General features: G+C 54.9%; 13 protein-coding genes. 7 read left to right on the top strand and 6 right to left on the bottom strand.

Going from position 1 to position 15,232, the window contains the following annotated elements; translation table 11 throughout:
* Positions 1-18: 18 nt before the first annotated feature.
* The 3 genes from SynBIOSU31_RS05040 to lysA are packed head-to-tail and all read right to left on the bottom strand — an operon-like array spanning position 19 to position 3,035.
* A complete protein-coding gene (locus SynBIOSU31_RS05040; RefSeq protein ID WP_186492368.1) occupies positions 19-816 on the bottom strand; it encodes an isoprenyl transferase in 798 nt (265 codons plus the stop codon).
* Positions 813-1,646, bottom strand: coding sequence for a diadenylate cyclase CdaA (cdaA, locus tag SynBIOSU31_RS05035; protein WP_186492367.1), 834 nt, complete (start codon positions 1,644-1,646; stop codon positions 813-815). The genes SynBIOSU31_RS05040 and cdaA overlap by 4 nt, the downstream gene beginning before the upstream one ends.
* A 27-nt stretch (positions 1,647-1,673) precedes the next feature.
* Positions 1,674-3,035, bottom strand: a complete 1,362-nt coding sequence (lysA, locus tag SynBIOSU31_RS05030) for a diaminopimelate decarboxylase (protein WP_186492366.1) — start codon at positions 3,033-3,035, stop codon at positions 1,674-1,676.
* Positions 3,036-3,107: 72 nt separating this feature from the next.
* Between lysA and SynBIOSU31_RS05025 the strand changes: the two genes are divergently transcribed.
* From SynBIOSU31_RS05025 to SynBIOSU31_RS05005, 5 genes are all read left to right on the top strand, one after another.
* Complete coding sequence (locus tag SynBIOSU31_RS05025; protein ID WP_255477370.1) at positions 3,108-3,584, top strand: GNAT family N-acetyltransferase; 477 nt, start codon at positions 3,108-3,110, stop codon at positions 3,582-3,584.
* Between the two features lie 138 nt (positions 3,585-3,722).
* Positions 3,723-6,311, top strand: coding sequence for an ATP-dependent Clp protease ATP-binding subunit (locus SynBIOSU31_RS05020; protein WP_186492364.1), 2,589 nt, complete (start codon positions 3,723-3,725; stop codon positions 6,309-6,311).
* 5 nt (positions 6,312-6,316) lie between these two features.
* Positions 6,317-7,441: an iron-containing alcohol dehydrogenase family protein gene (locus tag SynBIOSU31_RS05015; RefSeq protein ID WP_186492363.1), complete on the top strand. Its 1,125-nt coding sequence runs from the start codon at positions 6,317-6,319 to the stop codon at positions 7,439-7,441.
* A complete protein-coding gene (locus tag SynBIOSU31_RS05010) occupies positions 7,438-8,337 on the top strand; it encodes an alpha/beta fold hydrolase (RefSeq protein ID WP_186492362.1) in 900 nt (299 codons plus the stop codon). The genes SynBIOSU31_RS05015 and SynBIOSU31_RS05010 overlap by 4 nt, the downstream gene beginning before the upstream one ends.
* A gap of 34 nt (positions 8,338-8,371) precedes the next feature.
* A complete protein-coding gene (locus tag SynBIOSU31_RS05005; protein ID WP_186492361.1) occupies positions 8,372-9,001 on the top strand; it encodes an LmeA family phospholipid-binding protein in 630 nt (209 codons plus the stop codon).
* A gap of 49 nt (positions 9,002-9,050) precedes the next feature.
* On the opposite strand, the gene SynBIOSU31_RS05000 is transcribed toward SynBIOSU31_RS05005, so the two are convergent.
* From SynBIOSU31_RS05000 to SynBIOSU31_RS04990, 3 genes are all read right to left on the bottom strand, one after another.
* Complete coding sequence (locus tag SynBIOSU31_RS05000) at positions 9,051-9,965, bottom strand: phosphatidate cytidylyltransferase (protein WP_186492360.1); 915 nt, start codon at positions 9,963-9,965, stop codon at positions 9,051-9,053.
* Positions 9,966-9,985: 20 nt separating this feature from the next.
* A complete protein-coding gene (locus SynBIOSU31_RS04995) occupies positions 9,986-11,383 on the bottom strand; it encodes a lysine decarboxylase (protein WP_186492359.1) in 1,398 nt (465 codons plus the stop codon).
* A gap of 354 nt (positions 11,384-11,737) precedes the next feature.
* Complete coding sequence (locus tag SynBIOSU31_RS04990; protein ID WP_186492358.1) at positions 11,738-12,634, bottom strand: hypothetical protein; 897 nt, start codon at positions 12,632-12,634, stop codon at positions 11,738-11,740.
* A 378-nt stretch (positions 12,635-13,012) separates the two neighbouring features.
* On the opposite strand from SynBIOSU31_RS04990, the gene SynBIOSU31_RS04985 reads away from it, so the two are divergent.
* Positions 13,013-14,671 (top strand): ABC1 kinase family protein, encoded by a 1,659-nt coding sequence (locus tag SynBIOSU31_RS04985; protein ID WP_186492357.1) that lies wholly within the window; start codon positions 13,013-13,015, stop codon positions 14,669-14,671.
* A 74-nt stretch (positions 14,672-14,745) separates the two neighbouring features.
* Complete coding sequence (locus tag SynBIOSU31_RS04980) at positions 14,746-15,225, top strand: hypothetical protein (protein WP_186492356.1); 480 nt, start codon at positions 14,746-14,748, stop codon at positions 15,223-15,225.
* Positions 15,226-15,232: the final 7 nt, after the last annotated feature.

The following is a 15,232-nucleotide window of genomic DNA, read 5'->3' as shown; positions in this document are numbered from 1 at the left end:
CCACCATTGCTGCTGCTCTCAGGATCCCAGAGCGTGGGGCTCAATGGACTGAAGTCCACCAAAACGTCGCTGACGGCCTTGGTAATCCTCCAGTGCGAGCTGGAGCGCCTGAGCATCGAAATCCGGCCAGCAGAGATCAGTGACATGAATCTCGGCATAAGCCAGCTGCCAGAGAAGGAAATTGCTGATCCGCCGCTCGCCGCTTGTCCGAATCAACAGATCCGGATCAGGTTCGCCTGCTGTAAACAACTCAGCAGCCAGTGCATTTTCATCAATTTGCGATGGCTGTAACTCTCCACGAGCCACACGTTCCGCCAGCCGCTGGCTAGCACGCACCAACTCACGACGACCTCCGTAATTCGTACAGACATTGAAATGAATGCCGCTGTTTGTAGAAGTCCGCTGCGTGGCTTCAGCAATCAGTGACTGCAGCTTGACCGGTAGTGCGTCCAGGTCTCCGAGAAAGCGAATTCGTACCTGTTCCTCCTCAAGTGCCTGGAGCTCTCTCTGCAGGACACTTTCGAACAGAGTCATCAAAAAATTCACCTCGTCTCCTGGCCGAGACCAGTTCTCGGTGGAGAAGGCATAGGCCGTGAGTGCTTCAACACCCCAGTCGCTGCAATGCCGCAGAGTGGATTTAAGCGCCTCAACGCCTGCCCGGTGTCCCATGACCCTTGGCAGACCACGAGCTTTAGCCCAGCGTCCGTTGCCGTCCATGATCACGGCGACATGACCAGGCATCCTGCGTGGATCCAGTCCTTCAGGACAGCACAGTGGTGCAGCTTGATCAGTACTGACGGCCAGTCTTTGGCTCAAGGCAATGAATCCTGAGTGCCTGAACTCACGCTACGCGGAGATGGTGATTTCACCGGAGCGGTCGACACAGACGCGGCAATCAAGTCAGTGAGCAGATCCTGCAGGCGGGAACTGGTGATCGGGCGTTCCAGACGTCCCTGGTTTGCCAGAGACAAGGTTCCCGTCTCCTCGGAAATCACCACGCAAATGCAGCGATCGAAGCGTTCAGTAATTCCCAGAGCCGCCAAATGACGGGTGCCATAGCGACTAATGCCCTGACGTGACAACGGCAAAATCACCCCCGCAGAGATGATGCGGCTGCCCTTGATCACAACGGCACCGTCGTGAAGAGGAGTATCGGAAGCAAACAAATTCAGCAGTAGTTCGCTGCTCAACTGAGCATCAATGGTGATACCCGGGTTGAGAAAGTCCTCCGGTCTCAGATCACTGCCGAGGTCGACAACAATCAAAGCTCCACGACGACTTTTGGAGAGACGGCCCGCCGCGTCGGTGAGCTGAGCCACGGTGCTGGCTGTCGCCCTCATTTTGCTCTGGGGATTACCAAGCAACACGGCCAGACGACCCGTGCCGAGAAGTTCCATTAACCGACGCAATTCTCCCTGCCAGAGAATGGCCAATGACAGTGAGCAGGCGAGAACCAACGCATCAATGAGCGTTGAGGTCAGTGGGAGACTGAAAAAGCGCTTGACAAACCAGGCCAGCGCCACAAGAAACAGGTAGCCACGCAACAACCACAGCGTGCGTTGCTCGTTGACCCTTGTGAAAAGCAGAAAGCCGAGAAGAGAGGCGCAGAGAACATCTAGAAGAAGGCGCAGTGGTAACACCTCCAACACCTTCGCCTTCGCCCTTTTGTAAGCTCAGTTTACAGAGCGCAACCGTTCAGGCATCAGGTCGTAACGCAGCAGATCTTCAGGTTGCTCGCGACGCTGAACAAGCTCAGCATCTCCTGCATGCACAAGCACTGCTGCTGGTCTCGGGATGCGGTTGTAATTGGAACTCATCGAGGCGTTGTAAGCGCCTGTCGCGAAGACCGCGAGGATTTCACCACTGCTGCAGCTAGGGAAGGCAAGATCCTTGAGCAGCACATCTCCCGACTCACAGTGTTTGCCAGCGAGGGTCACGGTCTCTTCAGCGTTGGCCAAAGGGCGGTCCGCCAAGCAAGTGGTGTAGAGGGATTGGTACGTGATCGGCCTGGGGTTGTCGCTCATGCCCCCGTCAACGGAGAGATAGGTGCGAATTCCAGGAACAACCTTGCGAGAACCGACGGTGTAGACCGTCACTCCTGATGTGGCTACCAGCGATCGTCCTGGCTCGCAGAGCAAACGCGGCAGCTCAAGATCTCGCTCTCGACAGGCCTTCACAACAGCTTCTGCGACCACTTTCACCCAGGCATCGATCGAGGGGGGATCGTCACTTTCCACGTAGCGAATTCCCAGGCCTCCTCCCACATTCAGATCCCGAACGGGATGGCCGAGTTCAAGGGCAAGGCCCAGAGCATCCGCCATGACAGCCGCCAGGTCGCGATGGGGCTCCAGCTCAAAGATTTGAGACCCGATATGAGCATGAAGGCCCTCAACTCTTGCCCAGGAACAGCCCTGGAGCCTGCGGAGCACGGGCTTGAGCTGATCAGGATCAAACCCGAACTTGCTATCGAGATGTCCGGTGCGGATGTACTCGTGCGTATGGCACTCAATGCCAGGCGTGAAGCGAAGCATCAGGCGTACAGGCTGTCCCCCTTCAGAAACAATCGCCTCAAGACAATCCAAATCGTGCTGGTTGTCCGCAACCACCATCACGTCGTGGTGATAAGCCAACGCAAGCTCTTCGACCGACTTGTTATTGCCGTGAAGCACCATCCGTTCGGCGGGCATGCCGCCATCGAGAGCCGTCATCAATTCACCGGCCGAGACCGCATCCAGCCCCAAACCTTCCGACGCCACAAGGGCTGTTAGAGCCAATGAGCTATTCGCCTTCGAGGCATAGATCGCCAATGAAGGCCCGGGATAGTGACGCTTCAGTGCGTCGCGGTAGGCCTGGCAGGCCTTGCGGATGCTGGCTTCATCCAAAACATATAAAGGTGTTCCATAGCGCTTGGCCAGCTCGCTCAGAACACAACCCCCGACCGCAAGACGACCCTGGGCGTCGAGTTCCGCGGTGATTGGCGCCAGATTGCGATTCGGGCTGTTCAGGTCACACCCTGATTCGTAGGGCTGTGGCATGGAGCGTCGGGTCGGTCAGACAGGCAATGTAAAGAGGCGCGTCGCCCTGGCAGTGCTCTTTTGGTGGATGAAGTGGCGGTTAACCCACGAAAGCTGGGTCCCGACGACCTCAGTTCCTGTCTATGGCTTGACCAGATTGCCTTGAAGGGGCTCTGGACGAAACAGCAGTGGGAGCGTGAGCTTTCAGACAACTCCAGGCTGGTGATGGGAATCGACGCCGAGGGTCGGAGCCTGATCGCCCTGGCCTCTGCATGGCTCGTGGTGGATGAGCTTCAGATCACAGCGGTGGCAGTGGATCCGACGTATCAACGCTGCGGCTTCGGTGCGAGGGTGCTGCAAGCAATGATGGATCGTGCTGCATCACTTGGCGCGGTTTCAGCCACTCTTGAAGTGGCACGAACGAATATCGCGGGACAAGCCTTTTACGCCCAGAGCGGATTTACCACCACAGGCCGCAGGACCGGCTACTACGCGAACGGTGACGATGCCCTGATCCAGTGGCGATCAATCAGAAAGGGTAGGGATTTCCGCACTGATCAAACTGAATAAAGGAACACATTCAGGCATTGATTAATACTTTCTCTGGCAATCAACCCGCAACAACACTGGGATGTGCCTTTGGATCATCGATCCACAACGACCCGTTCAGCCCTGATAGGTTGGATTGAACAGCTGTCGGCCTGAACAATGTTCGAGAGGTTTACTGAGAAGGCCATCAAGGTGATCATGCTTGCCCAAGAAGAGGCGAGACGTCTTGGTCACAACTTCGTTGGTACTGAGCAAATCCTGCTTGGACTAATCGGTGAGGGAACTGGTGTCGCAGCGAAAGTGCTCAAGTCCATGGGAGTCAATCTCAAGGACGCTCGCGTTGAAGTTGAAAAAATTATCGGCCGGGGTTCGGGATTCGTTGCGGTTGAGATTCCCTTCACACCAAGAGCAAAGCGAGTTCTCGAGCTCTCTCTCGAAGAAGCACGTCAGCTTGGCCACAACTACATCGGCACAGAGCACTTACTCCTGGGCTTGATTCGAGAGGGTGAGGGGGTCGCAGCGCGAGTTCTCGAAAATCTCGGTGTCGATCTGGCCAAAGTACGTACCCAAGTCATTCGGATGCTGGGTGAAACGGCTGAAGTTGGTGCTGGAGGCGGTGGCGGTTCTGGTGCCAAAGGATCCACCAAAACTCCCACACTCGACGAATTCGGGAGCAACCTCACTCAAATGGCCAGCGAAGCCAAGCTCGATCCGGTGGTGGGGCGTCACAACGAAATTGATCGTGTCATCCAGATCCTCGGTCGCCGAACCAAAAACAACCCTGTGTTGATCGGTGAGCCAGGGGTTGGCAAAACCGCAATTGCTGAAGGTTTGGCTCAGCGCATCCAGCAGGGTGATATTCCAGACATTCTGGAAGACAAGCGCGTTCTCACTCTCGATATCGGTCTTTTGGTGGCAGGCACCAAATATCGCGGCGAATTTGAAGAGCGCCTCAAGAAAATCATGGAAGAAATCAAGGGTGCGGGCAACGTGATCCTTGTGATCGACGAAGTCCACACCTTGATTGGTGCTGGTGCTGCGGAAGGTGCCATCGATGCGGCCAACATCCTCAAACCAGCTCTTGCCCGAGGTGAGCTGCAGTGCATCGGTGCCACCACCCTGGATGAGTATCGGAAGCACATCGAAAGGGATGCCGCCCTGGAGCGCCGCTTCCAACCGGTGAACGTTGGTGAGCCCTCAATCGCAGACACCATCGAAATCCTGCGTGGACTCCGTGAGCGCTACGAGCAACACCACCGTCTGCGGATCACGGATGAAGCCCTTGAAGCCGCGGCAACCCTCGGCGATCGCTACATCTCCGACCGTTTTCTGCCCGACAAAGCAATCGATTTGATCGATGAGGCAGGCAGCCGCGTGCGGCTGTTGAATTCCAAGCTTCCACCTGAAGCCAAGGAAGTCGATAAGGAGCTGCGCACAGTTCAAAAAGAGAAAGAAGATGCCGTTCGTGAGCAGGATTTCGCGCGTGCCGGAGAACTGCGAGACAAGGAAGTTGAATTACGCGAAAAAATCCGCACACTTCTCCAGGACAGTCGTCAAGACACTCCCAGCGAATCGTCAGAGACCACAGAAACTGTGGAGCCATCTACTGAGACGACTGCTGACGGCACCAATCAATCGTCGTTCCAAGGTGCAGTTGCTTCAACAACGACTCCGGTCGTGAGCGAAGAAGACATTGCCCAGATCGTGGCCTCCTGGACGGGTGTACCTGTGCAGAAACTCACCGAAAGTGAGTCTGTCAAGTTGTTGAACATGGAAGAGACGCTTCATAAGCGTCTGATCGGTCAGGACGAAGCTGTCAAAGCAGTCTCGAAAGCGATTCGCAGGGCACGTGTAGGCCTCAAGAACCCGAATCGGCCGATTGCCAGTTTCATCTTCTCCGGACCAACAGGTGTGGGCAAGACTGAACTCACGAAGGCTCTGGCTGCCTACTTCTTCGGAAGTGAAGAAGCCATGATCCGTCTTGACATGTCTGAATTTATGGAGAGGCACACGGTCAGCAAACTGATCGGTTCACCTCCTGGGTATGTGGGCTTCAACGAGGGTGGCCAGCTCACCGAAGCTGTCCGACGCCGTCCCTACACCGTTGTTCTGTTTGACGAAATTGAGAAAGCGCACCCGGATGTGTTCAATCTTCTTCTTCAATTATTGGAAGACGGACGCCTCACAGATTCCAAAGGTCGCACTGTTGATTTCAAAAACACTCTGATCATCATGACCTCGAACATCGGTTCGAAAGTGATTGAGAAGGGAGGCGGTGGTCTCGGCTTCGAATTCTCTGGCGACGAAAACGCCGAAGAGAATCAGTACAACCGAATCAAATCGCTTGTTAATGAAGAACTCAAGCAATACTTCCGTCCTGAGTTCCTTAATCGCCTTGATGAAATCATCGTGTTCAGACAACTGAACCGCGAAGAAGTGAAGGAGATTGCAGAAATCATGCTGAGGGAGGTCTTCAATCGCATTGGCGAAAAGGGAATCACCTTGACTGTCTCCAACGCCTTCAAGGAACGTCTCGTCGAGGAGGGTTACAACCCTGCTTACGGTGCACGCCCCTTGCGTCGTGCGGTGATGCGTCTACTTGAAGACAGCCTTGCCGAAGAAGTCCTCTCCGGTCGCATCAAGGATGGCGATTCCGCTGAAGTCGATGTGGAAGATGGCAAGGTCGTGGTGAAGCACCTCACTGCTGTACCTAGCGAAACACCCGCCCTCGCAGGTGCTGGTCTCTGACCTGGATGACCCAGACAGCCTCTAGCAAAAGTCATATCTCAGTTCATTGCATCGCTCCCGCCCAGGTCATTCGTGGGTCGGGAGCTTGGATGGAAGCTCAGAAGCCAATTGCGAGGCTCTTTCGCAATCCGCTACTTCTAGGGAGAAGCGAGTCCACACAATCAATTCGATCCCGACTCTGTTGTGATCTGAACCAAAGTGGGTTGCGAGTTTTTCAGCAGAACCTCGAGCACGATTGCTGCGAACTCGATCTTCAAAGACTTCAAAATGATTTCAAGAGGCAATCCTGCGACGGAGTGATTGCAGCAGGAGGAGGGAAAGTTCTCGACAGCGGCAAACTCCTGGCCGACAGACTTGATGTTCCGTGTGTGACGGTTCCATTAAGTGCGGCAACCTGCGCTGGTTGGACTGCTCTCTCGAATCTGTACAGCCCTAACGGCGCTTTTGAGCGTGATCAAGGCCTCAAACGCTGCCCCGATCTGCTCGTGTTTGATCATGAGCTAGTTCTCAAGGCGCCCCAACGCACTCTGGCAAGCGGAATCGCCGACGCGCTCGCCAAGTGGTACGAAGCATCCGTCAGCAGTGGGGCCAGCCGTGACGGGGTGATTCAGCAAGCTGTGCAAATGGCTCGCGTTCTACGTGACCAGCTGCTGATCGACAGCATGGAGGCCATTCAAGCCCCAGGGGGAGAAGCCTGGAAGCGGGTTGTGGATGCTTGCGGACTCACTGCAGGCGTTATCGGGGGGCTTGGCGGAGCTCGTTGTCGCACTGTCGCAGCTCACGCAGTTCATAACGGTTTGACTCAACTAGACGCATGCCATTCCGTTCTCCATGGAGAAAAGGTTGGCTTTGGCGTGCTCGTTCAGTTGCGCCTGGAGGAACGTCTAGGCGGCAACCAGTTAGCCGCTCAGGCCCATCGCCAACTACTGCCGCTGTTACGCGAACTGGGTCTGCCTGTCTGCCTTGACGACCTAGGACTAGGTCACGCCAGCCTGAATCAGCTGCAGCAGGTCTGCCAGTTTGCCTGCAGAGAAGGTTCTGACCTGCATCATCTTCCCTTCGAGGTCACGCCAGGCGCATTAATGGAAGCTCTTGTGGGAGCTGCTGAAACGAGCCCAGTATTCCCTTGAAAGCACTGCTGAATTCCATTAAAGGCGAGTTACTGGATCCCAAAGCCAGCAGTCTTGCTGACCATCTCCAGTGGTGGGACCTGCCCGAACTCGGAATTGACGCCCCCTTTCCCGTTGCTGTCATCGGGCAGGGCCCCCCTCTATTACTGCTGCACGGATTCGACAGCAGCTTCCTGGAATACCGCCGTCTAGCCCCGCTGCTGAGCCAAAACTTTCAACTGTTCATCCCCGATCTTTTCGGGTTTGGCTTCTCACCGCGGCCCCTTGATGCGATCTATGGCCCCGCAAAGGTTTTGGACCATCTCGATGCCGTGCTTGAGCACATCCCCAAAGGATCTCCGTGCGGCTTGATTGGCGCTTCGATGGGAGGTTCCGTTGCCGTGGAAATGGCCCGCCGTCACCCGCAGCGGATCGAGACATTGATGCTGCTTGCCCCTGCAGGACTCACTGGCAGACCAATGCCAGTCCCTCCTTTGCTAGATCGTTTCGGCGCCTGGTTCCTCAGTCGCCCAGGAGTGCGTCGAGGTCTTTGCCGCCAAGCCTTTGCCGATCCAGACACCAACGTTGGTGCAGCGGAAGAACAGATCGCCTCACTCCATCTGCAGTGCCCTGGCTGGGCAGAAGCACTTGCAGCTTTTGCACGCAGCGGAGGGTTTTCAGGTTGCGGCACACCGCTCCCCGATCAGCCCCTGCATGTGATCTGGGGAGACAATGACAGGATCCTCAGGGCTCCGCAGAAGAAAGCAGCGGCTCTGATTCTTAAAGACCGGATTGAACAGTTCGAGGATTGCGGTCATCTGCCACACATCGATCAGCCCGATCGGGTTGCCGAATGCTGTCTCAACTGGTTCCAATCCACGCTGTCGAATGGTCGTCCATCGGACCTCATCGGATGATGTGTTGTCCCCACCATCGTGGTGTTGAGCTTCCATGCCCCAGACCAGCTCCGGCCCCGTTCTCCAGCTCCTGGCCAGTGGTCTTCAACGCTGGATTCGCAACCAATGCGACTCCGTTGACGAGTTGAACCTGGCTCTTCAGGGGTCCGCCATCGAGCTGCTGCGAGGTCGTTTGAAAGGTGTCTCGCTCGAGGCTCGCAGGGTGAGTTTTGAGCAGCTGCCACTCCTGCGTGCCGAATTGCAATCAGGCGCGCTGAAAACTGTGTTCCGTCCTGGTCAACCCACCCAGCCGGTGCAACTCCAGGATCCTTTCAGTATCCAAGGGGAGGTGGTGCTGAGCGGAACGGATCTGAACAAGGCTCTGGCAACCGATCGCTGGCGATGGTTGGCGGATCTACTAGCTGAACAGCTGATGGGCCTGACGCCATTGCGGTCACTGGCGATCGACAACGACCGCTTGGTGCTCACCGCGGATGTCATTACAGGCACAGATCCGGTGCAGCGCAGCTTTTTACTTTGTGCGGATCAGGGGACAATCAGAGTGAACCACTGCGATGCGGAAGGACAACTTTTTCTGCCAATGGATCCCTCGATCACAATTAGTGATGCCCGATTGCAGGGAGGTCAGCTGGTGATCAAGGGCAACGCCACGGTTCACCCCTGAAAGTTCAGCCCTGAAAGTTCAGCCCTGAAAGTTCAGCCCTGAAAGGTCATCACTGAGCCATCACTGGCATCACCAGGGTCACCACATAGAACACAACCGCTGGTGTGAAGAGATAGCTGTCGATCCGATCCAGTATTCCGCCATGGCCAGGCAGGGCATCCCCGGAATCCTTCACGCCAGCATCCCGCTTCATCATCGATTCGGTGAGATCGCCCACCAGAGCAAAGAGGGCCACAAGTCCACCCAGACAAGCTCCGGTGAAAGGTCCATAGGGCCACTCCAGCAGTGCACCTCCAAGGGCACCGAGCACAACCGCCGAAGCCAGCCCTCCATAGGCCCCTTCAATGGTTTTGGCTGGGGAGATCGGAGAGAGAGGGTGGTGACCGAAGCGACGACCGATGGCATAGGAGCCGATGTCACTCGCAACCACCATGAGGCAGGCCATCAGGGTGATGAGCAGGCCAGAGCTGACCCAACTCCATGGAACGTGATCAACCAAAGGTGCAATGTCTACAGCCTGAAGGTTGCGAAGGCGTAGCCAGTGACTGGGAAGAAACCCCAGATAAAACAAACCGAAGATGGAAGCGGCGATGTCAGCAATCGAACCGGTGATGGGTTGCAGCAGCAACCAGCCACAGATCGCAGCCCCGGAGAGAGGCAAAACAGCATCAGCGAGAGAGGAGGCGATGCCTCCGTTCACAGACCACTGGGTACTGATTAGCAGTAACTGACAAGCCACGAGTGTGGTTTTTGTGGCTGGACGCATGCCTTTGAACTGGGCCATGCGGAAGAACTCCAGCAAACCCAAATGAACAATCACGCCGAGGGCAATCGTGAACCACCAACCACCCAGACCCACCACCACCAGGCCGAATAGACCCACTAGCAACCCGCTGACTAGGCGTTTGTGATCAGCGGCTCTCCGCTTGCTAACTGCCTTCCCGGTTGTGACGTCTGAAAGCACCTATCAGATCCCAGGGCCCTTCAGGCCAGGACCTTCACCATACCGGGCACTTGATCCGGCCATCTCTGATGCTGAGACTGGAGCCATTGACAGCGATCAGCAGAAATTCTCTCTCCAGGAACAAGCAAAGGCACTCCAGGTGGATAAGGGCAAATCAGCTCAGCAGCGATGTGATCAACGCAATCACTTAGTCGACGCATGCAATGGGGGAGGCGTTGCGCCTCATCAGGGGTGAGTTCAGGAATCGACGTGCCTTCAATCGGCGGGTTTGGAATGGCAGACAGCGGGACACCATCACCCTCAAGAGCCAAACACTGCCAGAGCCTTGCGAGTCGCTTCGCCAGTCCACGATGCCGTGCGAAGCCAAGACAAAAGGTGAGACAAAGGGGCTCTGGCAACTCAGCAATCACCCCCTGACGCATGCAGAACTCATCCGCATCAAGACCACTTACACCGATCTCTCCTGTGGCAAGAATCAATCGCATGGGGTCATCTCCGGGGTGGAGCAATACCCCCCGCTGTCCCAGATCATCAATCAGCTGAATGGCATCGTGACGACGAGCCTCGAACAGAGATGTCCAGTGCCTAGACCGCAGCCAATCAAGGGTTGTCTCGCAAGAGGCCAGCAGCAGCGCACTGGGACTCGTGGTCTGAAGCCTGGCCAGAGAACGTTGCAGCCTTCCTAACTCCAGCCGTTCAGCGCGATGCCAAAGCACCGCTGTCTGCGCAAGTCCCGGAGCCGATTTGTGCAGGGAATGCACCACCAGATCGGCTCCAGCGGCAAGAGCGGACATAGGACATTCCCCCCCTGAGGCAAAAGCCAGATGCGTGCCATGGGCTTCATCCACCATCACCGGTAGCCCCTTCGCATGGAGAAGCTCGATCAGCGCGCAGATCTCAGCGGAATACCCGTGATAAGTGGGATGAACAAGAACAGCGCCAGCAATTCGGCGACCTGGATCAGGCCATGGTTCCAGGCTCTGCCGGAGTCCTTCAGCGCTCATCGCCCCGGGATGGCCACGGTCGGGCAGGAACGGCACAGGCAGAAACACCGGCATCACGCCGCCCAGCTCACAGGCAGCGATCAGACACCGATGGGCATTGCGAGGCAGCAGCACAGCATCACCAGGTTGCGCCATCGCAAGTAGGCCAGCCTGAAGCAGACCCGTAGCACCGTTCACGCCAAACCAGCAGTGATCAACGCCCATCGCTTCAGCCAGCCGTCGCTGACTTGTGGCCACTGCCCCCCGCGATTCGAGCGGACCTCCGAACTCCGGCAGCTCAGGCAGGTCCCAGCTCCCGGGGGATTGACGCAATAAACGTCGGAGACGGGGCGGCAGGGCGGCGCCACGACCATGCACCGGCAGATGCAATGCCAGACGTCTGTCCGGTCGCAGAAACTTGAGAAGCGACGGCATGAGCGCAGGTAATAGACGACAGAGAACGGCGTCACCAAGCCGGTGATGTCAGGAGGGAATCATTCAACAGATGTTCATTAACCCAAGACGCATGTCTTACTGGCTGTTGAGGGCAGTTAGTCATCGCAAACCGTAAGCACAGGTGGAGCTGCAACATCCATGAGCGCTTCACTCAAAAAATAGAACGGAGATCTACATCGGAACCCTGTAGTGAAGCGCCGAGAATCTGGTAGCCGAAGAATCAGGAACAGGCCACACCACTGGCCAAGAAAAACAGAAGCCCTTTTAAAAGCCCAGAAAAGGTTAGTGAGGCATGCATTCAGAACAGAGAAGCATCTCTTTGAAGTCGATATCTCAAGCGAATGAATAACTTGCAGCTGCATTGAATTCATCGAAGTCAATCCCAACCAGAAGCAATTCCCGACCACTGTCCTGGATGAGCACTCCATGTCGATCAGCTTGGTAAAACCCGACTCCAGTGAAACCTGATATGCGATCTGAACCGATTGTGAAATCAAATACTCGATCCAATCCCTGAGACATCACAAAAGTGTCTTGCCCAAAACCACCAAACAAATCATCATCTCCGCCCCAGCCATTAATCACATCATCTCCACCAAAACCCATCAAAAACTCACCTGCTGCACTGCCAGAAAGAATGTCATCCTGAAAATTATTACCAATCACGCTCACACCTTGATATCGACTTGATGAAACTTGCGAATCATTTTCGCGACCCCAAAGAGATGCTAGGGCATCATAATCAGCAACGCTTGGGGTGACTCTCCAGTCAATTAAATTACCCTGATTATAAGACATTGCGGTATTATCTTGATTCCAGCGCGGATCATAGCCAGGCTCTCCAATCCCCAATGCGTGCATGAACTCATGGATAAATGTATTGATATTAGACTTATAAGAAACCGCAGAATCACCAAGAACGTCAAGACTGATCCACGACGCCTGAAGCGCCGCCAAGCCCAAATAGTCTTGATAAGTTCTGTCTCCCAGAAAGATGTCTATGTCAGAATTGTTCGAGTCTCTAGTAAACTCGAAGTCGAGATCGATAGATTCATCGATTGCCAATATTCCGTACCTCATATACCCCATCTCTACATCCGAATAATAATTAGACTGATCTTCAATGCGGACGGAGACTGTTTCCCCATTCTGAAGAAAAGCCTGGTAAAGACTCTTGACCGCGTCAGTCCAGTATCCAGTGGAAAGCGATTGCTGAAGAGCTAAGTCCATGACCTAATGAATACGATGAATGGAATGTGTGAATTAAATTGGCCCACACAATTAAATTTCAAGCTCAAATCAGTGGAGAATTGCCTGAGAATTGGATGATCCATCAATCTCTAATGAGCTCAATTGATTGAACGGGCGGTCTTGGTCGCCGTGGTCAGTTGAGCCATCCAGGTGTGCGGTCTGTCAATTGGCCACGTTTCACCAACTTAACTTGGCATGAGCAGCGTCCCTGCAAGCAGTAGCGGCTGGAAAATAGTGATCACCAGGGCTGATGACCTGGCAAGTACTGCGGTGTTGATCGGTCCGTTGTCCGCAACACACAGGCATCGTGAAACCATTCGGACTCTCTAGGATCGACATCCCAAAGAACTGCTGCGCGTGGAATATCTTCGCTACGACCACGGCAGAGATGCTCGATGGCTCTTGTTGCGCCCATGGGTCTGGGTACCAAGGGTCATACAGATCTCCTGGACGCTTTTAGGCCTTTTGCTAAGCCTGCTGCTCCGAGGAAACAGTAAGGATTCTCGAGTCCAGCGCAATCTGGCGCGCACTCTCCTGCGCACGTTGACCAACCTTGGTCCTTGCTTCATCAAAGTGGGCCAGGCTCTCTCCACTCGGCCTGATTTGATCCGTCGCGACTGGTTGGATGAGCTGACGCGTCTTCAGGATGATTTGCCGTCCTTCGACCATGGCATCGCTCTACAAACAATTGAAGAGGAACTGAGTGCACCTATCGAAGAGTTGTTTGAGGAGTTTCCTGAATCGCCGATAGCAGCTGCCAGCCTCGGACAGGTCTACAAAGCTCGGGTTGCCCCCCAGAAGTGGGTTGCCGTCAAAGTTCAACGCCCAAATCTCACATTCATATTGCGGCGCGACATGGTACTGATACGCAGTCTCAGCGTTTTAGTCGCTCCGCTCTTGCCGCTGAACCTGGGGTTTGGGCTTGGTGAAATTATCGATGAATTCGGAAGCAGCCTGTTCGAAGAAATTGACTACTGCTGCGAAGCGGACAATTGCAAGCACTTTTCGAGGTTATTCGCGGGCAATCCTGCGGTCACTATCCCTGATGTTTACGACGAGCTCTCAAGCCGTCGCGTTTTAACCACTAGCTGGATCCAGGGCACCAAACTGCGCGATCCTCAAGAGCTCAAATCACAGCGCCTCGATCCAGCGGCTCTGATCCGAACAGGCGTGATCAGCGGACTCCAACAACTTCTGGAATTTGGTTATTTCCATGCCGACCCCCATCCAGGCAACCTCTTCGCTCTTCCAGGACGCAGTGGCGATCTAGGCCATGTGGCCTACGTGGATTTTGGAATGATGGATTCCATCAGCGACCAGGATCGACTCACCCTTACAGGCGCAGTTGTTCATCTGATTAATCACGAATTTGATGCTGTCGCCAGCGATTTTCAAAAGCTCGGCTTCTTGGCACCAGACGCTGATCTGACACCGATCATTCCCGCATTGGAAGACGTCTTTGGAGGAAGCCTTGGAGATTCAGTGGGATCTTTCAATTTCAAAGCAATCACGGACCGTTTTTCGGAGCTGATGTACGACTACCCCTTCCGGGTCCCTGCACGCTTCGCCCTGATCATCCGTGCAGTGGTGAGCCAAGAAGGTCTTGCCCTAAGGCTGGATCCCGATTTCCGCATTATCGCTGTGGCCTATCCGTACGTCGCCAAGCGACTGCTTGCGGGTGACACTCGAGAAATGAGGGAAAAGCTCTTGGAAGTGATCTTCGACCAACAGGGAAGTCTGCGGATCGAACGCTTAGAGAATTTGTTGGACGTTGTTAGCAATGAGTCCAGCCTCCAAAGCAACAGTGATTTGCTGCCAGTAGCTGGTGCAGGTTTGCGTTTGTTGCTCAGTAAGGACGGAGGTGATCTGCGTCAGCGCCTCCTACTGACCTTGATCAAAGATGACCGCCTGAACATCTCAGATCTGAAGGAGCTGACCACGCTGATGAGAAAAACCTTTGGACCTCGACAGATCGCAGAAGGTGTGATGCAACGCCTGAATCCACTGGCAGCCTGACCCAGAAAAAATCGACTCATCACCCCTGCAGTTCCACAGCGATAATGGTCTTTCAAGAACCCTCACACTGACTTATGTCGATCGCGCCCGACACTGCTCCAATCGAGCTCGATCAGGCTCAGGTCGACCTTCTGACTGAAGCCTTCGGTGGTCTCAGCATCGATGACATTCTTCTGGACTACGCCAATTTGCAACAGCCGCCCTATGCGATGGCAGGGTTGGGATTCGCGATCAGCGTGGTCTGCGGACTCACGTTTTCAAAGCTTGTTCAGAACCGTCTTGATGGTTGGAAGAAAGACAGGCTGCCGTTGCTTCCCTTAGGGAAGACTGAAACCGTGATGAGTTACACGGGGATCCTCATTGGCGTCACCTTGTTCATCGGAGGATCACTCCAGATCTTCGGCTTTGCTTCAGGAGCGGCCTACTTGACTGCACTGGTGCTCTCGATTCTCACCGGTGGTGCACTTTGGGCTCAGCTTGAGCGATTGATGACGCAAGTTGAAGCTGGAAACTTCAAGGCCGTGGATTTCGACAACTTCGACGAATTCTTCTGAAGCTGCC

Origin of the sequence: Synechococcus sp. BIOS-U3-1 (assembly GCF_014279975.1) — a bacterium.
GTDB lineage: Bacteria > Cyanobacteriota > Cyanobacteriia > PCC-6307 > Cyanobiaceae > Synechococcus_C.
The sequence above is the reverse complement of the archived record's forward strand: the minus strand, read 5'-3'. Positions and strand labels throughout refer to the sequence as shown.

Coding starts and splice junctions, on each gene's coding strand:
- lysA (WP_186492366.1), bottom strand. CDS start 3,035: ATGCCACAGCCCTACGAATCAGGGTGTGACCTGAACAGCCCGAATCGC.
- SynBIOSU31_RS05020 (WP_186492364.1), top strand. CDS start 3,723: ATGTTCGAGAGGTTTACTGAGAAGGCCATCAAGGTGATCATGCTTGCC.
- SynBIOSU31_RS05015 (WP_186492363.1), top strand. CDS start 6,317: ATGACCCAGACAGCCTCTAGCAAAAGTCATATCTCAGTTCATTGCATC.
- SynBIOSU31_RS05005 (WP_186492361.1), top strand. CDS start 8,372: ATGCCCCAGACCAGCTCCGGCCCCGTTCTCCAGCTCCTGGCCAGTGGT.
- SynBIOSU31_RS04995 (WP_186492359.1), bottom strand. CDS start 11,383: ATGCCGTCGCTTCTCAAGTTTCTGCGACCGGACAGACGTCTGGCATTG.
- SynBIOSU31_RS04990 (WP_186492358.1), bottom strand. CDS start 12,634: ATGGACTTAGCTCTTCAGCAATCGCTTTCCACTGGATACTGGACTGAC.
- SynBIOSU31_RS04980 (WP_186492356.1), top strand. CDS start 14,746: ATGTCGATCGCGCCCGACACTGCTCCAATCGAGCTCGATCAGGCTCAG.